The sequence below is a fragment of the Spirulina subsalsa PCC 9445 genome (assembly GCF_000314005.1).
Lineage (GTDB): Bacteria > Cyanobacteriota > Cyanobacteriia > Cyanobacteriales > Spirulinaceae > Spirulina_A > Spirulina_A subsalsa.
Genome location: NZ_JH980292.1, coordinates 2,919,753 through 2,945,021, shown reverse-complemented (window position 1 = coordinate 2,945,021; position 25,269 = coordinate 2,919,753). Strand labels below are relative to the sequence as shown.

At 46.9% G+C, this 25,269-nt stretch carries 17 protein-coding genes; 8 read left to right on the top strand and 9 right to left on the bottom strand.

Annotated elements, in window-relative coordinates; all coding sequences use genetic code 11:
• Nucleotides 1-45: 45 nt before the first annotated feature.
• Nucleotides 46-774 carry a THxN family PEP-CTERM protein gene (locus tag SPI9445_RS0113430; protein ID WP_017305274.1) on the top strand — a complete coding sequence of 243 codons (729 nt, stop codon included), beginning with the start codon at nucleotides 46-48 and terminating at the stop codon, nucleotides 772-774.
• 399 nt (nucleotides 775-1,173) lie between these two features.
• Here SPI9445_RS0113430 and mnmA read toward each other — a convergent pair whose 3' ends face one another.
• Nucleotides 1,174-2,229, bottom strand: a complete 1,056-nt coding sequence (mnmA, locus tag SPI9445_RS0113425; protein WP_017305273.1) for a tRNA 2-thiouridine(34) synthase MnmA — start codon at nucleotides 2,227-2,229, stop codon at nucleotides 1,174-1,176.
• A 128-nt stretch (nucleotides 2,230-2,357) separates the two neighbouring features.
• On the opposite strand from mnmA, the gene SPI9445_RS0113420 reads away from it, so the two are divergent.
• Both SPI9445_RS0113420 and SPI9445_RS0113415 read left to right on the top strand, forming a co-directional pair.
• Nucleotides 2,358-3,152, top strand: coding sequence for a hypothetical protein (locus SPI9445_RS0113420; RefSeq protein ID WP_164674524.1), 795 nt, complete (start codon nucleotides 2,358-2,360; stop codon nucleotides 3,150-3,152).
• Nucleotides 3,153-3,202: 50 nt separating this feature from the next.
• Nucleotides 3,203-4,729 (top strand): bifunctional ADP-dependent NAD(P)H-hydrate dehydratase/NAD(P)H-hydrate epimerase, encoded by a 1,527-nt coding sequence (locus SPI9445_RS0113415; RefSeq protein WP_033374723.1) that lies wholly within the window; start codon nucleotides 3,203-3,205, stop codon nucleotides 4,727-4,729.
• A 211-nt stretch (nucleotides 4,730-4,940) separates the two neighbouring features.
• Here SPI9445_RS0113415 and cobN read toward each other — a convergent pair whose 3' ends face one another.
• The gene (cobN, locus tag SPI9445_RS0113410) at nucleotides 4,941-8,684 is read right to left on the bottom strand and encodes a cobaltochelatase subunit CobN (protein ID WP_017305270.1); all 3,744 of its coding nucleotides are present in this window, start codon (nucleotides 8,682-8,684) and stop codon (nucleotides 4,941-4,943) included.
• A gap of 137 nt (nucleotides 8,685-8,821) precedes the next feature.
• Here cobN and SPI9445_RS25530 point away from each other — a divergent pair, with 137 nt between their 5' ends.
• Genes SPI9445_RS25530 through SPI9445_RS0113395 form a run of 3 tightly spaced genes read left to right on the top strand, consistent with a single transcriptional unit; the run spans nucleotide 8,822 to nucleotide 10,653 of the window.
• Nucleotides 8,822-9,595 (top strand): PRC-barrel domain-containing protein, encoded by a 774-nt coding sequence (locus tag SPI9445_RS25530; RefSeq protein WP_017305269.1) that lies wholly within the window; start codon nucleotides 8,822-8,824, stop codon nucleotides 9,593-9,595.
• 6 nt (nucleotides 9,596-9,601) lie between these two features.
• On the top strand, nucleotides 9,602-9,961 hold the full coding sequence (locus SPI9445_RS0113400) for a LapA family protein (protein WP_017305268.1): 360 nt from the start codon (nucleotides 9,602-9,604) through the stop codon (nucleotides 9,959-9,961).
• The gene (locus SPI9445_RS0113395; RefSeq protein WP_017305267.1) at nucleotides 9,961-10,653 is read left to right on the top strand and encodes an N-acetylmannosamine-6-phosphate 2-epimerase; all 693 of its coding nucleotides are present in this window, start codon (nucleotides 9,961-9,963) and stop codon (nucleotides 10,651-10,653) included. Before SPI9445_RS0113400 ends, SPI9445_RS0113395 begins: the two co-directional genes overlap by 1 nt.
• Nucleotides 10,654-10,865: 212 nt before the next feature.
• On the opposite strand, the gene rlmN is transcribed toward SPI9445_RS0113395, so the two are convergent.
• The 5 genes from rlmN to SPI9445_RS29300 form a co-directional block, all read right to left on the bottom strand.
• The gene (rlmN, locus tag SPI9445_RS0113390; RefSeq protein WP_017305266.1) at nucleotides 10,866-11,909 is read right to left on the bottom strand and encodes a dual-specificity RNA methyltransferase RlmN; all 1,044 of its coding nucleotides are present in this window, start codon (nucleotides 11,907-11,909) and stop codon (nucleotides 10,866-10,868) included.
• 101 nt (nucleotides 11,910-12,010) lie between these two features.
• Nucleotides 12,011-15,796 (bottom strand): FkbM family methyltransferase, encoded by a 3,786-nt coding sequence (locus tag SPI9445_RS0113385; protein ID WP_017305265.1) that lies wholly within the window; start codon nucleotides 15,794-15,796, stop codon nucleotides 12,011-12,013.
• Between the two features lie 403 nt (nucleotides 15,797-16,199).
• Nucleotides 16,200-16,712, bottom strand: a complete 513-nt coding sequence (locus SPI9445_RS27645) for a tetratricopeptide repeat protein (RefSeq protein WP_017305264.1) — start codon at nucleotides 16,710-16,712, stop codon at nucleotides 16,200-16,202.
• 28 nt (nucleotides 16,713-16,740) lie between these two features.
• Entirely contained in the window at nucleotides 16,741-18,009 is a 1,269-nt protein-coding gene (locus SPI9445_RS0113375) for a lipid-A-disaccharide synthase-related protein (RefSeq protein ID WP_017305263.1), read from the bottom strand.
• A 99-nt stretch (nucleotides 18,010-18,108) separates the two neighbouring features.
• Nucleotides 18,109-19,242 (bottom strand): GerMN domain-containing protein, encoded by a 1,134-nt coding sequence (locus SPI9445_RS29300; protein WP_017305262.1) that lies wholly within the window; start codon nucleotides 19,240-19,242, stop codon nucleotides 18,109-18,111.
• 321 nt (nucleotides 19,243-19,563) lie between these two features.
• On the opposite strand from SPI9445_RS29300, the gene SPI9445_RS0113365 reads away from it, so the two are divergent.
• On the top strand, nucleotides 19,564-20,229 hold the full coding sequence (locus tag SPI9445_RS0113365) for a DUF1361 domain-containing protein (protein ID WP_017305261.1): 666 nt from the start codon (nucleotides 19,564-19,566) through the stop codon (nucleotides 20,227-20,229).
• Here the strand turns inward: SPI9445_RS0113365 and SPI9445_RS25515 are convergent.
• A complete protein-coding gene (locus SPI9445_RS25515) occupies nucleotides 20,198-21,967 on the bottom strand; it encodes a sensor histidine kinase (RefSeq protein WP_071525291.1) in 1,770 nt (589 codons plus the stop codon). The two genes, SPI9445_RS0113365 and SPI9445_RS25515, sit on opposite strands and share 32 nt — an antisense overlap.
• A 169-nt stretch (nucleotides 21,968-22,136) precedes the next feature.
• On the opposite strand from SPI9445_RS25515, the gene speA reads away from it, so the two are divergent.
• On the top strand, nucleotides 22,137-24,137 hold the full coding sequence (gene speA, locus SPI9445_RS0113355; protein ID WP_017305259.1) for a biosynthetic arginine decarboxylase: 2,001 nt from the start codon (nucleotides 22,137-22,139) through the stop codon (nucleotides 24,135-24,137).
• 123 nt (nucleotides 24,138-24,260) lie between these two features.
• Here the strand turns inward: speA and SPI9445_RS0113350 are convergent, their stop codons facing one another.
• Nucleotides 24,261-25,265 carry a sulfate/molybdate ABC transporter ATP-binding protein gene (locus tag SPI9445_RS0113350; RefSeq protein WP_017305258.1) on the bottom strand — a complete coding sequence of 335 codons (1,005 nt, stop codon included), beginning with the start codon at nucleotides 25,263-25,265 and terminating at the stop codon, nucleotides 24,261-24,263.
• Nucleotides 25,266-25,269 lie beyond the last annotated feature (4 nt).

Genomic DNA, 25,269 nt, shown 5'->3' with positions numbered 1-25,269 from the left:
TGTTATTTGACCCGAAAAAACGATTTTAGGAGGAAAAAACTCACGATGGTTCAACTCTCAAAAGGTGCTAAGTCATTTAGCATTTTATCGGGGACGGCTGCCCTAACGATTGCTCTTGCCCCGGCTCTTCAAGCGGCTTCTTTTACCATTGACAACATTACTGGAACTTGGGCTAATCTTCAAGGCACCAGTGTTTTTAACGGACTCGGAACAGACCAAGTTCGCTGGGGAGATCCCGCAACTCTTAGCGGTCAAAGTGGGTTAGGTTTTCAGACGACTGCCAGTTTAGGTTTAATTAGTAGTGGGAGCAATTTTGTTTTAGGAGAACTGACCCATTTTAACTTTCCGGTGTGGGGTGGAACGGCAGCCTCTGAAGTCGATTTGTTACTTTCAATGGCGATTGATGGGGTGAATTATGCTTTTAACTACACCTTTACGATTGATGAAACGCCCAATGTTGCTGGCCTCTGTCCAGCTTTTCAAATCAGTAGCACCCCTTGTGATGATAAAATTGATTTCACCAATCCTTTTAGCAGCACGACACTTAATAAGGATGGGTTTAAATATACTTTGGAATTGTTAGGATTTAGCAGCACGATGACCGGATTTGCGCCCGTTTCTTCCTTCATTACCGAAGAATATAAAGCCTCTTCCGCCTTTTTAGTCGCTCGGGTAATTAAAGATCCGACCTCCGTTCCTGAACCCACGTCTCTCTTAGGAATGCTATTCATTGTATTAGCAAGCGTAGGGATTAAACGACGAGTTTTTAGGTGAGAAAACTAGATGCTAGACTCAACAAGGGAATAGGTAATAGGGAATAGGTAATAGGTAATACTAATCAACTCCCGATTCCGGTTACTGCATCTAGACTTTGCTTGCTACCCTACGCGAACGATGGCCGCGAAGTCTAAGATTATAAAAAAAAATATTAAAAAATGTAAATTTTGCTAGACAGGGAGCAGGTATTTTGAGAGGATTATTTTAGAAAAAATGTTTCATAATTGGAGTGGTTGCAGCATTTTCAAAAACGCAACCACTCCCATTGTCAAGGATATCACCTGTCAAGTCAAAAGTCAAGACTCAAACCGAAATAACAATCCATTTGAAGCCTCCATGCTTTGAAAAATATAGCTAACTCTCGCTCGATGTTATTTTTGTTTTTCTGTCAGCAAGTCACACAGACCGTTCAATAATTCCCCCTCCTAACAACAATTCCCCATCATAAAAAACCGCCGCTTGTCCGGGAGTAATCCCAAACTGAGGTTCATCAAACACCACCTTAACCCGACCATCCCCTAAAGGAATCACATCAACAGGAACCGGAGGAGTGCGATAACGAACCCGCGCTTGACAACGGATGGGAGTTTCCGGAGCCGGAATCGACAGCCAATTGAGCCGTTGTACCGTACAATCCGGTTGGGTGGCATCTTCCCGACTGCCCACCACAACCCGATTCATCACCGGGTCCAAAGCCATCACATACAAGGGTTCTGGCGCAGCAATCCCAATCCCTTTCCGTTGTCCGATGGTGTAGTGGTGAATGCCTTGGTGTTGTCCTAAAACCTTACCCTCTTTGTTGACGATATCTCCCATTTTGCGGTCAATATAACGGTCTAAAAAATCCCGCATGGAGCCATGAGACTCCACCAAACATAAATCCTGACTTTCCGGTTTATCGGCCGTTTTTAGATTATATTGAGCGGCAATTTTCCGGGTTTCTTCCTTAGTCATTTCCCCCAAAGGAAACAAAGTATGAGCTAAAAACTCTTGACAGAGATCATACAAAAAATAAGACTGATCTTTGTGTTTATCCACCGCACAAAGCAACTGATAACGCCCACTGGCTTCATCGTAGCGAATGCGCGCATAGTGGCCTGTGGCAATGTAATCAATTCCTAACTCAGCTTGGGCATAATTCAACATCGGACCAAATTTGACCGTGCGATTACATTGAGAACAAGGTAAGGGTGTAACGCCCGATTCATAGCCCGAAACCAGATAGTCTACAATATGTTCTTGAAACAAGTCCCGACTATCAACCACATGATGGGGGACTTCTAACTGTTCACAAATCATTGCCGCGTCAACCATGCCTTCGGAACAGCATTGACCTTTCCCTTTCATTAACCAAAGGGTTAAACCAACGACTTGATGGCCTTGATGATGGAGGATGGCGGCGGCTGTTGAACTATCAACACCACCCGATAAACCGACAACTACTTTGCTCATAACAGGTTTAGGGAATGCGGGACACAAGGGTTAACGGTTAGTCAACCTAAGCGAAGAAAAAATTAAAATGAGAATAATCGCTTTACTATTATGGCGTATTTGTTGGAAACACAGTCTATAGGGTGGGTATGAAGAACTGTCTCAGATGGCCACAATGGATTAAGTCTCTTGGATTCTTGCCGGGAGTCCTCTTGGGGTGGGGGGCGTTCCAGGTGGCGACTTTGGCTCAAATTCCTACGTTTTTTCCCCCGGCCATACCCCAGCAATCTCCGGGGTCTGTGCCTGTGGTGGAGGAAAGTCAATTTTTTGGGGGGTATTCCTACGATAATGTTGATTTTCCGCCCCGTTTATCCCCCAATAGTCGCTTTTCGGTGCAGGTTCCCTATGAGGGGCCTTGGTCGTTGGAAAGGGCGCGTCGGGTAGACCGAGAGGCGTTTTTGCGATCAGATCAAATGATCCAAGTGGGGCGTTTTTCCTATGGGGATAATGCCTTGAATCGGACGCGGGAGTTGGAACGGGAAGGGTTACGGGTGAGGATTTTGGAGGAGGATAGGAATTTTAGCCGGGTGGTGTATGAGACGGGGGCAGGTTTTCCGCCTCCTGTTGGGGTGTTGCCTCCGGTCGTTGTACCGCCAACTCCTCCCGCCTATCGGGTCTGTCCTGATTCCAGAAGTAGCCCGACGGTGGATTTGTCGTCTCGGGGGTATTTGGTGGTGATTCCGACGGGGGAAGAACAGGTTTTAAGTCTCTGTCAAAATGTGCGGCGTATTGTTGATTTAAACCGTTTTGTGGTGATTCGTGACCAACCGCGAGGATTACATATTGCGGTGGGGTTCTTTCGACGTTTGGAGGAAGCCCAATATTGGCAAAGTCGTTTACAGTCTGAAGGGTTGACGAATGCCCGAGTATTTTACAATCGCTAGTGTGGTTAATTCCCCCACCCACAAGGGGATGGTTTTTTTTAGTAGATGTTATGAATATTCATTCAATTATGGTCACGGCTGACCAAATGCGCCAAATTGAGGGGCGAATTTTTGAAGCGGGGATGCCTGTTCCGGCTTTGATGGAGAAGGTGGCGGGGTTAATTACAAGGCGTTTTGTGGAGCTTTATCCTCTGTCTCGTTATCCCAAAGTGGGGGTTTTAATTGGGCCGGGACACAATGGGGGAGATGCGCTGGTGGTGGCGCGGGAGTTACATTTAAAGGGCTATATTATAGCAGGTTTTTGTCCGTTTGAAAAGAAGAAAGAGTTAACGGATTGTCATTTTAAGTATGTTCAAAGTTTGGGGATTTCGATTAGTCGGGAGATTGAGAGTTTATATGAGTGTGATGTTTTAATTGATGGGATTTTTGGTTTTGGTTTAACTCGGGAATTACGGGGGGAAATTGCGACGACGTTTGAGCGGATTAATCAATGGGGAAAGCCTGTTTTAAGTATTGATTTACCGTCGGGGATTCATACGGATACGGGGGAGGTTTTAGGGGTGGCGATTCGGGCGAGTCGGACGCTGTGTTTGGGGCTGTGGAAGATGGCCTGTTTTCAGGATGCGGCGCTGGGTCATTTGGGGGAGGTGGAGTTAGTGGAGTTTGGAATTCCGGGGGCGGATATTGAGGCGGTTTTACCCCATCCGGTGCTGATTCAACGGATGACGCGAGAGGTGTTTGTGGAGAGTTTACCGTTGCCGCGTCCGGTGGTGACGCATAAGTATAAACAGGGGCATTTGTTGTTAATTTGTGGGTCTAAACGCTTTGCGGGGGCGGCGCTGTTGAGTGGTTTGGGGGCGAGGGCGAGTGGAGTGGGGATGTTGTCGATTGCCATTCCGAGTTCTTTAAAGCCTATTTTGGTTAGTATGTTACCGGAGGCGTTGATTTTGGATTGCCCGGAAACGGAAACGGGTGCGATCGCAGAATTGCCCAATATCCCTTTAGAAGATTATAGCGCGATCGCCTGTGGTCCGGGCGTGAGTGTGGAGGCGGAGAACGCGGTGCAAGGGGTATTAGCCGCCCAATCCCCCCTGATTCTGGATGCTGATGGCTTAAATATCTTGGCGGTATCCCATACCCTAGCTATGCTTTCTCAACGGACTTCCCCGACGATTCTCACCCCCCATCTGGGCGAGTTTAAGCGCTTGTTTCCAGATATTCCTCCCCAAAATGCCTTAAGTGCTACGCAACAAGCGGCAGAACAAAGTGGTACTATAGTTTTGCTCAAAGGGGCGAGAACTTGTATTGCAGCCCCCCACGGTTCTCAATGGGTGATTGGGGAGAGTACACCAGCGCTGGCGAGAGGGGGGAGTGGGGATGTGTTAACGGGATTAATCGGGGGGTTAATTGCCCAAACCACGGCCTTAGAACGCCCTCTAGAGCAACGGGTAGCGGGTGCGGCCTGGTGGCACGCCCAAGCGGGGATTTTAGCCGCCCGGGAGCGTACAGAATTGGGCGTTGATGCCTTTACCTTATCTCAGTATTTAGGGCGGGTTTTGCTCTCTGGGGCTGGCTGAATGAGTCTGTTTGTGAGAACAGGGGGGAAGCAAGGGAGCAGGGGGGCAGGGGAATAGCCAAAACTCTTTTATTTTAGGGAACGGGGAACAGGGAACAGGGAACAGGGGTGAGGTAATAGGTAATAAGTCTTAATTCCTTGTCTCCCTCTCTCCCCCTCCCCCCGACTCCCTAGGGCGCAAGCATTGCGCCCCTACACAGATTCCCGATTCCCTATTCCCGATTCCCCGTTCCCCGTTCCCTATTCCCTTGAAACGTTAAACCTAAATTGGACTCAATCTCACCCTCCGCTTGATTAGCCAAAAGTTTCAACTGTTCCAATACTTCTCCGGGTGCAGATTGCCATAATCCCCGTTGATTGGCTTCTAATAAACGTTCGGCCATATCCCGTAAAGCCCAAGGGTTTTTAGCCTGAATAAAAGCCTGAACGTTTTCCTCTAATAAATAAGCCTTGGCTACCCCTTCATACATAAAATCTTCTACACATTGGGCAGTGGCATCATAGGCAAATAAATAATCGACGGTGGCGGCCATTTCAAAAGCCCCTTTATAGCCATGACGCATGGCTCCCGCTATCCATTTGGGATTGACCACTCGGGAACGATACACCCGGGCAATTTCTTCTTTTAAATGGCGAATTTTGGGATGACTGGGCAGGGAATTATCACCGAAATACGTTGTAGGATTTTGCCCCGTAATCGCCCGCACGGCGGCTGTTAATCCCCCTTGGAATTGGTAGTAATCATCGGAGTCTAATAAATCATGTTCTCGGTTGTCTTGATTGTGCAGAACAATCTGTAAGTTTGCCAGTCGTTTTGCAAAGGCTTCTGGAGCAGAATCGCCGAGTTTTTGGGGCGAATAAGCGTAACTACTCCAGTTTAAATAAGCCCGGGCTAAGTCTTCGTCACTCGTCCAGTTTTGAGATTCAATTAACCCCTGCAATCCGGCTCCATAAGCTCCCGGTTTTGACCCGAAAATGCGATGTAAGGCACGAGTTTGGGCCTGTTCGACTTCTAGGCCGTTTTCTTGCCAAAAGTGGGTTTCCTGCTGCACCTGATGGGCTAGGGGATTGTCCTCTGGAGATTCGGACAGGTTGGCAACGGCGGCGATCGCATGATAAACCAGATCAATCAGATTGGGGAAGGCATCCCGGAAAAAGCCAGAAATCCGTAAGGTGACATCGACGCGAGGGCGATTTAACACGGAAAGGGGCAGGATTTCAAAGTCTACCACCCGACGGGATAACCCATCCCACACTGGACGCACCCCTAATAATGCTAACACTTGAGCAATATCATCTCCCCCTGTTCTCATGGTAGATGTTCCCCACACGGAAAGGGCTAAAGATTGGGGATATTCCCCATTTTCTTGGGTGTAACGTTCAATGACTAATTCAGCCGCTTTTCGCCCGACATCCCAAGCGGTTTCGGTGGGAATGCTCCGAATATCAACGGAGTAAAAGTTACGCCCGGTGGGTAATACTTCCGGCCGTCCTCGGGTGGGGGCGCCTGATGCCCCACTGGGGATATATTCGCCGTTTAATCCAGTCAGTAAGTTCTGAATTTCTTGCTCGGTTTCTTTTAAACTGGGGTAAAGAAATCCTCCCATCCAGTTTAGTTCGATTTGGGTTTTTTCCCCCACCCAGTCGGGGAATTGAGCCTGAGGATTATTCAGCATTTCCTCGACCAAAAAAATGGCTTTTTGTTCCAATTCTTCTACTATTTTACCCGCTTTTGTGCTACCATTGGTGTGGTAAATAATGACCGTTGGTTCAACGGCGAAGGGGTCGAAATCATAGCCCAAATCTTGGGCGAGGGCGGGAATTAAGCCCTTACGGCCTAAGCTAGAATGTCGGGCAATGGAAATCATTAAATCTCGCAGTTGTTCCCCTTGGGGGCATTGTCCAAAAATATGCAGTCCGTCGCGGATTTGGGCTTCTTTTAATTCGCAGAGGTAGCCATCGGCTAGGGTGAGAAATTGAGCTAAATCCTCGGGGCTGAATTGCCCAATCCCCAAGTCTTGCGCCAGATTTTCCTGCTGGACTAATTGGGTAATGCGATCGCCGATTAACTTCAAGCGGGAAGGATCTAGAGTTTGGGCTTCGTAATATTCATCAATTAAGGCCTCTAATTGTTGCAGGGGGCCATATAATTCTGCCCGAGTCAGGGGAGGGGTTAAATGGTCTAAAATAATGGCTTGTCCCCGTCGTTTAGCTTGTGAACCTTCCCCCGGATCGTTGACAATAAAGGGGTAAAAATTGGGAATCGTGCCTAGGGCAATTTCAGGATAACAAGTCTCTGACAGGGCGAGACTTTTCCCCGGTAGCCACTCTAAATTTCCATGTTTCCCCACATGAACAATGGCCTGAGATTGGAACACCTCCCGCAGCCAAAAATAATAGGCTAAATAGTGATGAGTGGGTTCTAAATCTGGGGCGTGGTAATTTAAACTAGGGTCTAAATCATACCCTCGGGAGGGTTGAATCCCCACAAAAATATTGCCCCATTGGATACCGGGTAAGGAAAAATCAGTGTCGGGAATGGCCCCCCACCGTTCTAAAATAGCCCCTTGTATTGATGGGGGTAAGGTGGCAAAATAAGCCTCATAAACGTCCCGAGAAAGGGTTTGTTGAACCGGTCTTAACCCTTGACTTTCGAGGTCATTTGTGCTAAAAGAAATCAGTTGCTGAATGAGATCATCGCCAGAGGTTGGTAAGGGATGACACCCCACCTCATAGCCAGCGTCCTGTAATGCCCTTAAAATGCCCACACAACTGGCTGGAGTATCTAACCCCACTCCATTGGCTATTCGACCATCTTTGTTGGGATAATTGGCTAAAATGAGGGCAATTTTGCGGTTCTGGGGAGGGGTTTGTTTCAAGTCTACCCAACGTTTCGCACAATGGGCGACAAATTGCAGGCGATCGCATCGAGACTGATAAACCACCACATCCGTTTCCAAATCAGCATTCCAACTGGCCACAGACTTAAACGAAATCGCCCGAGTAATCACCCGTCCATCCACCTCCGGCAGTGCCACATTCATGGCCACATCCCGAGGCGTTAATCCCTGATCACTTTGTTCCCATTGTGCCTCCGTTCCTCCACTCAAAATCACCTGCATCACCGGAACATTTAAGCGTTTCCATAACCCTAACTGTTCCGCTTCTCCCATTTTTGCCAGAGAAAAGCTAGTAGTATTCAATAACAATTCAATCCCGGACAAATAGCCCAATAATTTCCCATGTAACGACTCATCTCGTAACGAGGAAACAAATACAGCTACCGGACATAACTCCAGTTGAGATAAAGCCTCAATCAATCCATCAATCGGGGCAAGATTCCCCGCGAGGTAGTGGGAACGGTAAAATAAAATCCCCACCTTGGGTAAATGATTGTGAGTCAAAACAGGAGCATATATCCCCACATTTTCGACCGTTTTTGGCAAATCAGGCTGATAGTTTGTTCCCAGAGAAACATCCGCAACAAACTGTAAACCTTGCACGAAATTATCCACCCCACCCGCTAACAAATAACTCCAGAGTTGATTAACATCTGCCAGAGATACGCTAGAATGACTCATTAACTCCGGATCAGGACGATCATCCCCCGGAATTAACCATAACTCAATCCCCTCTTGCTCAACCCAATCTTGCACCACTTCCAAACCATAAGACCAATAGGATTGTCCACCTAACAAGCGCAAAATGATCACTTTGGCCTGACTTAACACCTGTTCCCCATAATGATCAATACTCAATTGTTGCTGTAATTGCAGGATATTTACAGCGCGGATTGCCGGAAAACCTACAGGTAAATGAGCAATCGCCCCCCCCAAAGTTTGAATATCTGTATCGGCGGCGGTAAGGAATATAATAGGGGCAGGGGTTTGTTCAATCAGAATCACCCCCTCAGTGTCAGGACTCCATCCTCCGGGTGTGGCAGCGATGCGGTGCATAATTCGTTATTCACTCCTTGTGAATTCTCTAAAACTTTTGAAGTCTCTAGAACCTGTATTTATTTTAGTGATTTCATTGATTAGATAATCTACTTATCTCACAAAAAAAGTGTCTCACAGAATAAAGCTTAAAATCCATGAAAAAACTTGATATCATTATACAGCAAAGCCAACTGATTGAGCGACTTATTTTAGATCGAAATACTACGGTCAAAATCGGTACATTTGATCAGTTTTGGATTGACCCTCAAGGTCATGTTGTGGATGGCTTAATCTGTAGACATGGCTTTTTAAATCAGCAAAAAAAATATATTCCTTGGTCACAAGTTGAAACCATTGGCGAAGATAGCATTCTAGTTGATTGTAGCGAAAAAAGCAAGCAAAAACCCGGGAAATGTTCGTTAATCATTGGTCATGAACTCTGGAGTTCTCAAGGCAATAAGATCGGGAAGTTGGTTGATTTTATCTTTCATCGAGAGACGGGAGACATCAAAGGCTACTTATTTGTTAAAGAGGGCTGGAAAGGGGCGTTATTTGAAGGGGTGCATATCTTATCTCCTCTCGGTATATCGAGGGTGGGAGATAAGCGCGTGATGGTTTTACAAGCAGCCTTAGATAAAGCCGAAAAATATCAAGAAGGATTGGGAAGCAAATTTGAACAGGCGATGCAGTTTTTACAGGAAGATTATCAAAAAACTAAACAAGATTTAGATGCAACCTTAGAAGCAACTTTAGACCGAACAAAACAGGTCACTGAACGGTTAAAAGATACGGCTCAATCAATGACCCAATTCCGGCAAAATAACGAAGCAGACCCCAGAGACTCAAATCCCCCTACCCATGATATAATCACTGAAGACAATCTAGAAAAACCCGAAACTCCAGATTCTGACCCCATCAAGGAGGAATAAGGCACCATGCAAAGACAAGTTCATGCTTTACTGGTTTTGGGGTTTATTATTGCTTCCCTAACCCTGATTTTTGTCCTACAAAATCCCGACTATGTGGCGATTAATTTTATCAAATGGGAAGGAGAAACCCCCCTCGCTCTGCTGTTAGTCATTACCCTAGCCAGTGGGGTGATTATTGGCTTAATTTGTGCTATTCCTACCCTTTTTGCTAAAAATACCCAAATCACTCGACAAAAGCGAGAAAATAAGGAGATTTACGAACAATTGCTAGAGGCTAAAATACAAATTGAGAGCCAAGAAAAGCGGATTAAATATCTTGAATCTCATTTGAACAACGCTGATTTTAACACAACCTTTGATTCCTAATGTTAGACTCCTTAAAACACCAACTCATTGTTTCTTGCCAAGCGCCAGTAGACTCTCCCTTACATGATCCATTAATCATTGCAGCCTTCGCTAAAGCGGCTATTTTGCGGGGGGCGGTGGGGGTGAGAATTGACACCCCAACTCATGTTAAAGCGGTGCGGCAACAGTTGCCAGAAGTCCCGATTATTGGGCTGTGGAAACAGCAAATTCCGGGCTATTCCGTGTATATTACCCCCCGTTTTGAGGATGCGATCGCCATTGGGGAGGCGGGAGCCGATATTATCGCCATTGATGCCACTTCCAGACCACGACCTAATCTAGAAAAAGTGACAGATTTAATCTATAAAATTCATCAAGACTTAGGAAAATTAGTCATGGCGGATGTAGATGATTTAGAGAGTGCTAGAATGGCTGTTAAAGCGGGTGTAGATATCGTGGGAACGACACTATACGGTTACACAGAAAAAACCCAAACCTGTGAACCGCCGGGGTGGGATTTATTACAAGAAATGGTTAAAGAATTTGAGGTTCCTGTGATTTGTGAAGGGGGAATTGCTACCCCAGAGATGGCGAAAAAAGCGTTAGAGTTAGGGGCTTATTCTGTAGTTGTGGGGGGGGCAATTACGGGAGTTGATTTAAAGTTACAAGCCTTTCAAGCGGTATTTTCCCCGGGGGGATTAGTGGGGAATTAGGCTAATTCTTAGACGGAAGTTGGGAATCCGGTGTAGGGAATCGGGTGTCGGGGGGAGGGGGAGAGAGGGAGACAAGGAATTAAGACTTATTACCTATTACCTCACCCCTGTTCCCTGTTCCCTGTTCCCCGTTCCCTAAAATAAAAGAGTTTTGGTTATTCACTATCCACTATTCCCCCGCTCCCCTGCTCCCCGTTCCCTAGCCCAGTGATTCACCCAGCCCGACTCGCCCGCAATTGACCACAAGCAGCATCGGCTTCTAATCCTCGGGAATAACGCACACTGACAGCAATATTATGACGCTTTAACCCCTGCATAAACTGTTCAATCCCTTCGTGGCTGGGGCGCTGATAATCGACCTCAGAAATGGGATTGTAGGGGATGAGATTTACATGAGTTTGGAAACCCCGTAAATGTTGGGCTAACTCGGCCGCGTGTTGGGGTAAATCATTCACGCCGGCTAATAAGATATATTCAAACGTCACTCGTCGTCCGGTGATTTGCACATATTGGCGACAGTCGGCCATCAGTTGTTCTAGGGTGTAATGTTGGGCGCTGGGGATGAGTTTTTCTCGCAACGCTTGGTTAGAGGCATGGAGACTGACGGCAAAGGTGACTTGTAACTGGTGTTGGGCTAACTGAAGGATGCGTTTAGGGAGGCCAACGGTGGACACTGTGAGCGATCGCTGTCCAATCCCCACATCATGGTTTAATACCCTCAGCGCCGTCACTACAGCCTCTAAATTCAGTAACGGTTCCCCCATCCCCATAAACACCACATGACTCACCCGTTGCTGAAAATCCTCCTGCACCGTTAACACCTGATCAACAATTTCGTGAGGGTGGAGATTGCGCGTAAATCCCCCCTTTCCTGTGGCACAAAAATCACAGGCCATCGGACACCCCACCTGAGAAGACACACAAACCGTTAGACGTTTGGCGCTGGGAATGCCCACGCTTTCAATGATTAAACCGTCTGTCAAGCGTAACAGGTACTTCCGGGTACCATCTGGGGCAACGGTGCGATAATGAACCGTAGAACGGCCAATGGTGACGTTTTCTTGGGCCTCTCGCCACGCTTTGGGAAACACTGAAATTTCCGTTAGAGAATGCGCCCCTTTTTGATACAGCCATTGGTGCAACTGTTTCCCTCGATAACGGGGTTGACCTTGGGATTCAACCCAATGGGTTAATTCGGCTAAAGATTGACCCAGTAAAACGTCATTCGGGGTGAGGGAAGGAGAGGAAATAGTCACGATGCTTAAACCGGATGAAGTGCCTTGACTATTGTAGGGCTTACTGAATCACTCTGCTAGTCGGGAACAGGGAACAGGGAGAGTCGGAAAAAAGTAAGCCTTTAACTGGGGTCTACTGAATAAACCCTTAAAACATCAGCCCCAACGGCCTGCATTTTAGCCTCATTTTCTTGGGCTAAGGCAATCCGTCCCGTCAGTCGGGGAAGTAACACTTGCCATTGTAAGGGGGAAAGTTCTCCCAGCCAACTAATAGCGGTTTCTTCACTCACGGTTATTTCTTCTTCCATTAAGACATTCATCACCACAAAAGAAAGGATTAAGTTGCCATTTTCCGCACTCACCCCCGTATGATCAATCAGTAATGTCACCGCTTCCGGTTGGGGATGTTGGGCGAGGGTATACAGGGCATGGCGCAGGTTTTCGGCAATAGTTTCCTCTTCTTGTGTCCAGTCTGGAAAAATAATTAAATTAATGGCTTTGAGTTGTAAAAAATCTAGGGTAGCGAGTAATAATTTTTCCTGCACAGTAGTAGCCATTTTTGCCCAAGGAAATGATTGGGCTTGTTTTAACCCTTGGGCAATTAATCCTTGTCGAATTAAAGGTTTTTGTACCTCACAGAGGGCATTACTCATCCCCTCTACATCATATTCGTTAATATAAATAGCCGCATCTCCGGCGACTTCCGGGATAGAGGCATTGGCGCAAGTAATCACCGGACAACCACAGGCCATTGCTTCTAAAATCGGTAAGCCAAAGCCTTCATATTTGGAGGGATAAACTAGGGCAACTGCTCCCCCATAGGCTAATCTTAATTCTTCGTCGGTGAGGGTTAATAAATGGATAACGGTACCGGGAACTAAATTTCTAAGTTTATCTTCTAAAATGCCGTAAGTTCCCGTACAAACTAATTCAAAACCTTGCCGAGAACACAGTTGAGCAAAGGCTTTAAAAAATAGGGGGGCATTTTTATAGCCTGTGCCGGGGGCGGAGAGGAGAAAATAAGGTTTTTGGATGCCATATTTTAGCCTGAATTGTTCAATTTCTGACGCGGTGGGAGGGATAAAGGGGGCTTTTACGCCACAGTGGGCAACGGTGACGGAGGAGACGTGGGGGAAGAGTTTTTGTAAGTCTTGGGCGGTGTTGTGGGAAATGGCCAGAAAGCCGCTAGCGCGTTGGATGGCGGCGTGTTTTTCTTGCCACATGGGATTATTAAAATTAGCCCCTAAGACTTCGGGAATCATATCATAAGCCATGAAGACGGAGGGGGTGGAAGTGGGGAAACTGTAGTAGGTTGAGATGAATAAGTCGGCTTGATTGCGATCGCATAATTCCTGTAATTGGACTTGATCTCCCGCCAAATCGTTATAATTATGCTCTGGTAAGGTTTGATATTGAATCCCGGCAATCTTTGGCGCACTCCCTGCCCGATCAATTACAATTAGATGTCGCCCGAATTCCTGTGTAGCCCACTCTTCCAATAAACTGCGCCACACCCGCGCAATTCCCGTTTGATAGCGTTGAAAAAATACCCCATCAATGACAATAATCGGTTTCGGGGGGCTAAGTTGGGGCGGGGATAATGGCAGGGCATTTAAGTTAAAATTCCAAGCCCCTGTTCCATCTTTCCTCATAATCGGTTCAATCCCCAAAGGGATACTATGATCTACCATTGTATCATCCCCCACCCAAGGGAAATATTCCCGCAATAACACCGGAAACTGTTCCGCTTTCTGCAACTGTTGCCAGTAATTCAAAGCCTGTGTATAGCCATAATACTGTTCTTTAAACTGTAATTGTTCCGGCAGAACATAGGCAAAATGTTGAAAAATTAAGCCCTTTTGGGATGTTTCTTCATGCCTAAATGGATTAACGGCGGCGACATTCTTAAACTTCCCATCGGCTAACGGTTCAACTAATACAGGGGGTTCATGGGCAGCCCAAAAATAACCGGGTTTATAGCGCCACGTTCTCAGCCAATCCTGTTGGGGGTTTTGGCTGTAACAGTTGCGCGTGGTGACAATTAAATCCTCTCCCACAAAGTACCAACACCAATAATAAGCGGCGGTTTTTTCCGGGTGACTAATAAATAAGTTCCGCGTCTGTTTAATCTGCTCAACTGTCCATAATTCATCGACATCAATCTGCCACAATAAACACTCTTCTTGAATATTTTTGAGGGGAGCATTAACCATTTCCCGTTTCCCCTCCCAGAATGTGCCTTTAGGCTGACGATAGAGGGTAATATTATCTGGGTATTGGGCAACTAATTGATCTAAATAGTCTGAGGTGCCATCCTGACTCAATCCGTCTCGATGGATGGCATCAGTGACTTGTCCTCCTAACTTCACACTCCACGCCGTATCATGTTTTAAATCAGCGACTCCTTCCACAATATGCCAGTGCCAAGGAAAGGGTAATTGTTGCAAGATTTCAATATGATAACGGATGAAGGGTTCACCGTTTAAAACAATGGTGAAAAAGTGGACGGGTAAGGCCCGAAAGGCGATATAGTTTTCATAAAAAGCCTGGGAATCATGGACTAATTCGCCGATTTCTCCCTCTGGAGTGATTTCGTGGCACTCATACCCTTGAGCCGCTAAAAGGTTAAAGGTTTCCTGGGCGGTTTTATTCAAGCCTTCTAGCATTTTTTGCGAGATTTCAAATTGAATAAACCGCGCTTTTTTCTGGGCAAGGAGTTGTTCCGCCCCTTGGAAAACATAACTTTCTGCGCCTTCTACATCGACTTTTAAAAAGTCTATTGTTTCAATGTTATTCTCTTGACAAAATGTATCTAGTGTGATAGCTTCGACCTGTTCTGTTTTAACAATCGGCACAATTTCATAGTTGCCGTGAGGGTCACTCATCACAGGTTTTCCTAAGCTATTCCAAGCAGAATAATCATCGGGAAACTCGTTAAATTCTAGGGTGGTATTTTCGGCGTAGACGGCTTTTTGAGTCAGGGTAATGTTATTGAGTTGATACTCCGTTAAACGGGTTTGCAGTTGCATAAAAATGCTAGAGGTGGGTTCAAAGGCGTAGACTCGCCCAAAGTAGCCGACTAACTGACTTAAGAGGATGGAATAATCACCAACATTTGCCCCCACATCAAAGACGGTGCCGCCTTTGGGGACTAAATTTTCTACCAGTTTTTGTTCTTTTTGTTCGGGATTGAGGGCAAGTTGAGCGAGAATATCTTGTTTTTTGTAAGGGGATGTGTTGCGTTTAAAGATGGCGTAACCGTTGCGGATTTGGCGATTTTCGGCAATCAGTTCATACTGCCAATCTTTGGCTAAACGGTAGTAGTTTTTATAGTTTTTGTAGGTGTTGATATCATCCAGCAGGATAAAGGTTGAGCCATAAACGGCTTGAAGTTCCGCCTCTCCGGCGAATTCTGAACCGTCGATGAGAACGAGATCAAATTGTTCTAGTTGTTGTTCTCGTTTAATGTATTCTATGCCGTTTTCTGTGCCGCCCCACTGTTGCACATAGTCTAGGTCTTGTTGTAGCCAGTTTAAAACGGTGGGGAGGGGATAGGCATTTAATCCGGTGCGATATTGGGTATAAAATTCCTCGACTTCGTTGGGGGTGGGGAATTGGTTTAAGTGGACGGAGGAGAGGTTATAACAGTGAACAAAGGGGGAGTTTTGATAGGTTGTTTTCAGTTGTTGAAAGCGGGGTTTAGAAATTTCGAGGCAAAATAACCGGGGGTGGTGAGGGTTATTGGCTAATCCTCTAACAAAGGCTTCAGTACTACCCCCCCCGGAGGATGAACCAATTTCTAAGACGGTTTGTAGGGGTTCGTTTTGGGCAAGCTGCACGATGAGATCGTAAAATTCATCATGTTTGATTTCCGGGGGAATAATACGGTCTAGTTCAGAGGAAGACATGGGTAGGTAATAGGTAATAGGTAATGGGTGATAATTATTAACTCTCCGTCTTGCCTTTTTCCGACTCCCCCCTGTTCCCTATTCCCAACTCCCCGACTTATTTAGTAAACCCTAATTAAGGTCGAAAAAAAATTAAGTTTTTTTAGGGGGTTGCTAAAGTTGAGAATTTTTGGTACTATATTCTTACATAATGGGAGTGGTTTTGCTTATCATTAGGCGCAACCACTCCCATTATGATGAAATTATTTTTATTTTCCCAGAAAAATAAACCCCTGTCAAGTTTTTTTTGCGCGATTTTGATTAGAGGGAACAGGGGAGAGGGGGGCAGGGGAGAGGCAATCTTCCGACTCCCGACTCCCGATGCCTTGACTTCTAACGTTGAGCCTTAACTTGTCAGGATTACCTATTCCCCATCAGGAGGAGGGACAACGATTTCGCCAGATTCGATGGCTTCGAGTTGCTGTTTGATGGCTCTTAATTCTTCCTGTTGTTGGGGAGAATCGGCATTTAAAGCGATGAGTTTGTCAATCTGTTTGATGGCCTGATCATACTGTTGTAGTTCAATATGAACGGCGGCAATGCCTTGTAAAACATCAATATTTTCTGGTTCCAACTCTGCCCAGGTTTCGAGGGGTTCTAATGCTCCGGCCACATTTCCCATGCCGATGCGAGTTTGCACTAATCCTTCGAGGGCGGTTCGGTTGTCGGGTTCCCGTTCTAAGATAAGCTCATAATTGCGTTCTTGGATGGCTAACTGCTGATTGATGGCGGCTTCTTCCGTTTGGGGGGCATTTTCCCCCCGTTGACGATTGCTGGTTAATAAACTGGCCGCACCAAAGGCACCCGTTCCTAAGAAGGCGAAACCGGAGACAATAATTAAAATACGCTGAATAAGGGATCTGTCAGATTTAGCCATAAAGCCAAGAATTAGAAGCCGTTAAAATCTAGGTTGACGATAACACTTCCAGACAACAATCAGCAAGGCGACGGGCGGCGCCGGGGGTTCCCATGCGTCTTTTGCCGTTGTCGCCGATGATTTGTAATAAATCGGGCTTACTTAAGACCCCTTTCATGGTATTGCCTAGGTCTTGGGGTTTGTTAACCAGTATGACGGAAACCCCGAGTAAACGGGTTTGAGCTTCGGCGAATTGGGGGTTAAATTGGGGGCCTTTGCCGGGGAGGGAGAGGGCGGGTTTGCCTAAACCGACGAATTGTTCTGTAGCGGTGCCGGCCATGGCTATGGCTACATCGGCTGCTAATAAGGAGGCATGATAGGCTTGTTGGGTTAGGACTAACTGGGCTTTCCCTTGACTAAAAATAAAGGCGTCGGGGTCTAAAAAGGGGACGGTTTTAGGAAAGTCGCTTTCCTCTTGCCAGCCCGCCTCGGCTAGTGCTTGAATGAGGGGTTGAGGGTCTAAACTGGGTGCGATCGCGCCGAGGAAGATTTGCGATCGCCCTTCAAACGCCCCCTGTACTCCCGGCAACGTCTCCAGAATCGTTTCCCAGTTGTGATAAGCCTCCGGAGCGCGAGAACCGGGCAGTAAGACCACCGTTAACGGTCGATTCTTCTCCTGCCATTCGGGAATATTCTTAATATAATCCGGGTTCGAGGACTCGGCCACAATATCATCCATCATGGGATTACCCAAATCAAAGGCCTTAATTCCCAAACGGTTTAAAGTGTTCGTGGTAATCGTATCCCTCGGAAACACTGCCCGACAATTGGGGCGCTGCATTAACCACCGTTCCCAAGGCAAATAAACCGAACCCGACCAACCTTCCCGCTTGCGATTCTTCGATAACCAGCCCGCCTCATCCCGTAAATAATACTCAGATTTAGCCGTCCCCACAAAAGCGTAGGGTGCGCCACTCAACCACCCCAAGAGTAAAGGAACAATATCCCCCACCGCCAAGATAACCCCTTCCCGTTTGCCCCACTTGCGCACTAAGCGATACTGCGCCCAAGTCAGACCAATTAAGCCCCCGCGCACATCATTCCATAACTGCCGCCCATCCATGTAGATGAATCCCCCAGAGGGCATTTTCTTCACCGGGCCAATAATCGGGATGCCTGCTTGAACATAGGCGTGTCCTTCCCCCACCAAGGGCAAGGCCGCCACCTCCGGCGCGTCCGGGTGTTCTTGCAATTGTTTCAAAATACGCACGGCGATCGCATCTTCACCGTGACCATTACTCAAACATAGTAATTTCATGCCAAATCAAGGGGACGAGCAGAGCAGAATGACCTTCCCTATTATGAATTGACTGGACACAAATGCAAGGGATTTTTTGCTGAACTCAAATAAATCCCCCTAAACACAGCCCTCAATGTAACCCACCTCCGGCATTTTCCCCGTCCGAATCCGTGTCACTCGCCCTTGAGCATCGGTTTCAAAGACTACGCGATAATTGCGCTGTGCGCTGTCTTGGGGCATGAAAAAGAGATATTTCCCCCCCGGCACATATTCATGGGGTTCTGCGACGATTTGACCGGGGTAGAGAGAACGAATCCGCGCCTCTGTATCCCCAATTTTTGCCCCGCTGAGGGTGCTAATCCGGGGGTTGCCTGTTTCCACCCGGGCAATTTTCCCCTCCGTCACCATGAAGAACACATCACTCAGATTCGGGGGACGATAGAACAAACATCCGTACTCCTCCCCACCGCTTGCCTGTTGGGTAAACCGCATCCCCGTTACCTGTGACGCTTGAGCAATTGTCATCCCCACTTGCACCGCCCCCATACCTGTTAGGGTGAGTTTAGATTGTTCCGTCAGGGGGGTAGTGGATTGTTGGTTATGATTAGATTGGGGTTGGCGGGGGAGTTTATCTAAGCAGTGATTTTCCCCACTTTGATCCGCTAAACAGTTGCCATTGCGATCGCGAATCACCACCTGATCCACCGTCGGAAACTGCTTCAGCGTTGCTTCTAGGGTACTGAGTAACTGGGCATCATGACCTAACCCTTTCAGCATCACCTGACGGCAAAATTGGAGATCCGCGACTTGCTGGGCGATCGCTAACTTAAAATCCTCCCCACAATTCGACGGGCCGCTTAATTCCAACAGCGACTTTAACCCCAGTCTAGCCTCCGCTTCCGTTGGCCCCACCATCAACTGATTCACCGCAAAACGCGCCACCCCCTGACTTTGGGTTTTTCGCCAAACCGGTTCAACATAAGTAAAATCTTCATCACTTTCTGGGCTTTTGGCAAAATACACCCGCACCGCCACCTCTTCCTCCTCGGCCGTTTGAGGGACTTGTTCAGTCCGGGGGCTTTCCGGCTCCGTCGTCGTCTCTGTCGGGCTTTCTACCGTCGTTTCTGGGCTTTCGGGGCTACCATTCCCCTCCTCAAGGGGGGACAATTCAGGCGTTGCACAGCCTGCCAATAACCATAAGGGAACAAATGCACTTAATACAAAAGTTACTAAAATTTTTGGGTTAAACATAATCAATATGACCTCTAACACTCCGGGGGATTCATAACTCCTTCCTTTGATCTACAAGCTAACCCCTAAGCATTTGGGAAAAAACGCCCACTGTGCAACTTTTCCAAGCGCAACAAAAGATCCCCGGAAAAAAGCTAAACCTCACCCTCCGTCTTGCCTTCACCCGCACACATCCCCCAACAGCCCATTTGTTTTGATTAAAATAGTTCAAAGGTGCAGCGAATCCCTTGCCTTGAGCGCCGAGAAACACCAGCCGCGCTAGGGCGCTATACCTTCTTTTTTTGCATCTATCCCTCTAAGCATTATTTCCTGAAACGACTTATGAATAACCTCCTGAGACAAGCCCAAATTGCCCTATCCATTCATAGCGGCTGGATTATTTGGAACTTATTTCTTGCCTTTATTCCCCTCGCTTTAAGCTTTTACCTCTTCCGTCGTCGTTCCCTCAGACGTTCCACCTTTTGGTGGCTGAATTTCGTCGTATTTATCGCCTTTCTCCCCAATGCACCCTACCTCCTCACAGATATTATTCACCTGATCCGAGCCACCCGCGCCGGATTTTCCGCTTGGGTAATCACCCTAATCTTAATCCCTCAACATCTACTCGCCATTATTGCCGGATTTGAAGCCTATGTGATCTCCGTGATGAATCTGGGGCATTATCTCCGCAAAATTGGGGCAAAAAAAGCCGTTTTTCTCGCAGAATTAGGGATTCATGTTTTATGCGCCATTGGAGTCTATTTAGGGCGCTTTCAACGCTTCAACAGTTGGGACTTAATCACCAATCCTGATGACATCACCTACCGCATCTTAGACGACTTCACCAGCAAGCGCCCGGTGGTCGTCATGTTTATTACCTTCTGGGTGTTAACCATTCTCTACTGGGTCATGAAAGAAATCACCTTGGGTTTAGGGTTACGCATTCGTCAAGCTTGGCACAAAAACGACAACTTAATCACGCCGCCAGCACCTCACCCGGATGTTTAATGGGTAAGAAAATAACAAACTCTGTCCCCTGGCCCACCTCAGAATTGAGTTGAATTTCCCCCCCATGTTTTTCTATCACTAACTGCCGCGTAATCGCTAACCCTAAACCTGTTCCCACTCCTACAGGTTTAGTGGTATAAAAAGCCTCAAAAATCTTAGATTGTTCTGCTGGGGGAATCCCACAGCCATTATCTGCAATACGCACCGCCACCCAGCCCGGTTTGTCTTGACATAATTCCGTTTTAATGCTTAATTTTGGTCGGTTGCGTGGAGATTCAGGTAAGGCATCTAACGCATTACTAATTAAATTCATAAAGACCTGATAGAGGGAACTACTAAAACCCTCAATGTCGGGAATATCGCCATAATCACAAGTGACCTGAACCCCTTTCTTTAAGCGATTATGGAGAATCAATAATGTACTTTCTAAGCAATCTTTTACATTAACAGGGCGTGGTTGTGCTTCATCTAAACGGGAGAAATTCTTAAGACTTAAAACAATTTGTCGGGTGCGATCGGCCCCCACTCGCATAGAACTTAAAAGTTTGGGTAAATCATCGGCTAAAAACTCTAGATCAATTTCCTCGGCTTGTTCTTCAATGGATTCTGGGGGATTGGGGATTTCCCTTTGATAGGTTTCCAATAATCTCAATAAGTCGTCAACATACTCTGTTGCGTGGGCAATATTGCCATACATAAAATTAACCGGATTGTTAATTTCATGGGCTACTCCGGCTAACATTCGTCCTAAACTGGACATTTTTTCACTTTGTAATAATTGGGCGGTGTTGGCGGCTTGTTGTTCGGCGAGGAGTTCTTGCACTCGTGCAATGAGTTTATTTAAAGCCACCGCGAGAATACCGATTTCATCTTGAGTCGTCACGGGTGCTTGTAGGGAAAAATCTGATTCTTCTGTCACTTTTTCTGCTACTTCTGTGAGGGAACGCAACGGCTGGGTAATAGCCCGACTGGTGATGATGGCGCAGAAAATGGCCATCACACAGGAAATAAACATACTAAGGACAATAATTTGAGTTCGTAAGAGAGAGGCTTGTTCACTTAAAACTGAGGCATTTTCCCATTGGCTTTCTAGTTGTTTATAGAGATGGCCTAACTCTCTAGACAAATTGTGCATAGCTTCCACCTGTTCTAGAGTGTAGATGGAGCCGATTTGATCCCGCAGTAGGAGAAGCTGATTGAGATTGGTTGAGGTGCTAAGTTCTTGAAGTTGTTCTAACCACTGGGGATCAATTTGCTGTAGAATTTCCTGCACTATAGGATCGTACTGGGCAATGAGTTGAGAGGCGATCGCCTCTCCCTGAGAATTACTGAAATTCCCCTCTGTATAGCGTTCTTGGAAGGTTAGCCAAAGATATTGCAATTCTTGGATTTCCTGCGCCACGCCTTCCAAATTCCCTCGGATTGTCTCATAATCATTGGAGTCTGGCGAGGGTTCTTTGATCTCGTAATAGTGGAGTTGACCATGTAAAAGAGCGACTTCTAGGGAGTTGATTAAATGACTCTCCTCAAGGCTCGTATTCCTGAGAATGCGGACTCTTTCCTGATACTGGTTTCCCATTAAAACGCCGCCTGTCGTCCCCAAAACCGCGATCGCCAGTGCCACCCCATAACCTATACTAATCTTTTGACCGACGGTTAAATGAAAGGCTTTCCTCTTCCTCTTCTGTTTTACAGGAGGTTGGGAGTCGGGAACCGGAGTAGGAGATAATGGGTGCATAGCGTAAACAAGAGTAGTCAGGACTCAAAGAAGGTTCAAGGGAAAGAAGAGAGATGGACTGAGGTCACTGACAAGCAACGGCTATATCAATCAATATAACAGTTTCTCGCCTTGTTGCGCGAGCCTCCTCTCCCTGTTCCCTATCCCCTACCCATCCGGAGTACAAGCAATGGCCTTGCAGACAGATAAACCCCTAGAGACAACCCAAACCCTATATAATTCCTTATCCTCCCCTCAAACCCCTTGGCGGATTGAAGATAGCGAAAACCTCTATCGGATTCAAGGCTGGGGAGAACCTTATTTTTCCATTAATGCGGCTGGCCATGTGCTAGTGTCTCCTCAAGGGGAACGGGGGGGATCTCTAGATCTCTATGAACTGGTGCAGGAATTGCGGCAACGCAACGTGAATTTACCCCTCCTGATTCGCTTTTCTGATATTCTCGCCGATCGAATTGAACGCCTCAATGCTTGTTTTGCTAAGGCGATCGCACGCTACAACTATCCGGGAGAATATCGGGGGGTGTATCCCGTGAAGTGTAACCAACACCGCCATCTAGTGGAGTCTGTTGTTCAGTTCGGGAAACCCTATCAATTTGGGCTGGAGGCCGGGTCTAAACCGGAGCTAATGATTGCTTTAGCGACCCTAGAACCTGCCTTAAACCCTAATTTGGACTCAAAGGCCACTTTGCTCATTTGTAACGGCTATAAAGACCGGGATTATATTGAAACGGCGCTGTTGTCCACTCGTTTGGGTCATACTCCAGTGATTGTCATTGAACAATTATCCGAGTTAGCCATTGCCTTGGACTTGAGCAAAACCCTAGATATTGCGCCGATTCTGGGGGTGCGGGCGAAACTGAGCGCCAAGGGAGCCGGCCACTGGGGAGAGTCTACAGGCGATCGCGCAAAATTCGGCCTGACTATTCCTGAAATCCTCGAAGTCGTCACCCAACTCAAAAACGCGGGGATGTTGGACTGTTTACAACTCCTCCATTTCCACATTGGCTCCCAAATCGCCTCGATTAGCACGATTAAAGATGCCATCCGTGAGGCCAGTCAAATCTATGTCGAATTGGTCAAACTGGGGGCGAATATGCAGTATTTGGACGTAGGGGGCGGTTTAGCGGTGGACTATGACGGCTCAAAAACCAACTTCTACGCCTCGAAAAACTACAATATGCAGAACTACGCTAATGATATTGTCGCCGAGGTTAAAGAAGCTTGTGAGGAGCGCAAGGTAGCAGCGCCTACCCTCGTCAGTGAAAGTGGCCGTGCGATCGCCAGTCATCAAGCGGTACTCATTTTTGATATTCTCGGAACCAGTTACCCCACCTTAGAATACCCAGAGATTACCAGCGCTAAAGAAAACCTCGTCATCCGCAACTTACGGGACACCTACACCACCATCACCCCGGAAAACTACCAAGAAGCCTATCATGATGCGGTGCAGTTCAAGGAAGAAGCCATCAGTTTATTTAACTTTGGCTATCTGAGTTTACAGGAACGTGCGATCGCCGAACAACTTTACTGGGTTTGTTGTGAGAAAATCCTGCACATCACCCGTCAACAGGACTACGTTTCCGACGATCTCGCCGACTTAGAAAAAAACATGACGGCCATTTATTACGCCAACTTATCGATTTTTCAATCTGCCCCTGATGCTTGGGCATTAGATCAACTATTTCCTATTATGCCCATTCATCGCCTCACCGAAGAACCCACAGAACGCGCTATCCTTGCCGATTTAACCTGTGATAGTGACGGCAAAATTAATAAATTTATTGATCTGCGAGACATTAAAGATTCCCTCGAACTCCACCCCCTAGAATGGGTTTCTAATCACCACCCGACCCCCTATTATTTAGGAATGTTTTTAGTCGGGGCTTATCAAGAAATTATGGGCAATCTCCATAATTTATTCGGGGATACCAATGTAGTGCATATCAAAATGACTCCCCAAGGGTATCAAGTAGAATCCATTGTGAAAGGGGACACCATTAGCGAAGTTCTACACTATGCTCAATATAAACCTGATGACCTCATTGAAACGGTACGGCGACGGACAGAACAGGCTTTACAGGAGCATCGGATTACCTTAGAAGAAGCACAACGGTTATTGAGGAATTATGAGCATACCCTAAGTCAATACACTTATCTTAGGGTGTGCTGAATAACTCTGCTCGTGGGGCTAGGGAATAGGGAATAGGGAAAAGGCAATAGGTAATAAGTCTTAATTCCTCCTCTCCCCTGCCCCCCGTTCCCTAGGCCAGTCATTCAGCAGATCCTCAATATATCAAGCGACTTGGGGAAAGAATCTCGCATGGCGAGAACGCACTAAGACCTTTTGGCCGAGGGTTAAATTAAGGGGGGTAAACTGTTCTCGGCTTAAATGGGCGGTAATTTCCAGTTCACCGACGGCTAACTCAACTTGAGTTTCCCAGCCTAAATGGGTGATATGACGCACAATGGCAGGGGTGCCTTCTCCTGCACCCAAGGGGACTATTTCCAACTCGTGGGGGCGGATGAAGGCGGCACCATCCCGCCCTTTCGCGTTCCGGGGAATTAAATCCACATGACTGGGTAAAACGTTTACCTCCCCGACAAAACTCATGACAAAGGGTGTGGCCGGATGATCATAAATCTCGGTGGGGGTGCCCACTTGTTCGATTTTCCCCTCATTCATTACCACAATTTGATCGGCCACTTCCATGGCTTCTTCTTGGTCGTGGGTGACAAAAACACTGGTCACATGAACCTCTTGATGAAGTCGCCGTAACCAAACGCGCAATTCCTTGCGCACTTTAGCATCTAGGGCTCCAAAGGGTTCATCGAGGAGGAGGACTTGAGGACTGACGGCCAGCGCCCGCGCTAGGGCGACTCGTTGCCGTTGTCCCCCGGAAAGTTGGTTGGGGTAGCGATCGCCTAAACCTTCCAGTTGAATCAACCTTAACAGGTCTTGGGTTTTTTCTTTAACTAATTTGGGGGGAGTTTTGCGAATTTCTAGACCAAAGGCGATATTTTGACGAACGGTGAGATGCTTAAACAGGGCGTAATGTTGGAAGACGAAACCAATATTGCGATCGCGCACATCCAAATGAGTCGTATCTTGACCATTAATCCAAATCGACCCCCTATCCGGTTGTTCCAATCCTGCAATCGTCCGCAACAAGGTTGATTTCCCCGACCCCGACGGCCCCAATAGGGCAACCAATGTCCCATCCTTGATGTCTAGATCAATATCACGTAAGGCTTGAAAATCACCAAAGGCTTTAGAAACTTGTTCAATAATAATTCCCATTTTT

Coding starts and splice junctions, on each gene's coding strand:
- SPI9445_RS0113430 (WP_017305274.1), top strand. CDS start 46: ATGGTTCAACTCTCAAAAGGTGCTAAGTCATTTAGCATTTTATCGGGG.
- mnmA (WP_017305273.1), bottom strand. CDS start 2,229: ATGAGCAAAGTAGTTGTCGGTTTATCGGGTGGTGTTGATAGTTCAACA.
- SPI9445_RS0113420 (WP_164674524.1), top strand. CDS start 2,358: ATGAAGAACTGTCTCAGATGGCCACAATGGATTAAGTCTCTTGGATTC.
- SPI9445_RS0113415 (WP_033374723.1), top strand. CDS start 3,203: ATGAATATTCATTCAATTATGGTCACGGCTGACCAAATGCGCCAAATT.
- cobN (WP_017305270.1), bottom strand. CDS start 8,684: ATGCACCGCATCGCTGCCACACCCGGAGGATGGAGTCCTGACACTGAG.
- SPI9445_RS25530 (WP_017305269.1), top strand. CDS start 8,822: ATGAAAAAACTTGATATCATTATACAGCAAAGCCAACTGATTGAGCGA.
- SPI9445_RS0113400 (WP_017305268.1), top strand. CDS start 9,602: ATGCAAAGACAAGTTCATGCTTTACTGGTTTTGGGGTTTATTATTGCT.
- SPI9445_RS0113395 (WP_017305267.1), top strand. CDS start 9,961: ATGTTAGACTCCTTAAAACACCAACTCATTGTTTCTTGCCAAGCGCCA.
- SPI9445_RS0113385 (WP_017305265.1), bottom strand. CDS start 15,796: ATGTCTTCCTCTGAACTAGACCGTATTATTCCCCCGGAAATCAAACAT.
- SPI9445_RS27645 (WP_017305264.1), bottom strand. CDS start 16,712: ATGGCTAAATCTGACAGATCCCTTATTCAGCGTATTTTAATTATTGTC.
- SPI9445_RS0113375 (WP_017305263.1), bottom strand. CDS start 18,009: ATGAAATTACTATGTTTGAGTAATGGTCACGGTGAAGATGCGATCGCC.
- SPI9445_RS29300 (WP_017305262.1), bottom strand. CDS start 19,242: ATGTTTAACCCAAAAATTTTAGTAACTTTTGTATTAAGTGCATTTGTT.
- SPI9445_RS0113365 (WP_017305261.1), top strand. CDS start 19,564: ATGAATAACCTCCTGAGACAAGCCCAAATTGCCCTATCCATTCATAGC.
- SPI9445_RS25515 (WP_071525291.1), bottom strand. CDS start 21,967: ATGCACCCATTATCTCCTACTCCGGTTCCCGACTCCCAACCTCCTGTA.
- speA (WP_017305259.1), top strand. CDS start 22,137: ATGGCCTTGCAGACAGATAAACCCCTAGAGACAACCCAAACCCTATAT.
- SPI9445_RS0113350 (WP_017305258.1), bottom strand. CDS start 25,265: ATGGGAATTATTATTGAACAAGTTTCTAAAGCCTTTGGTGATTTTCAA.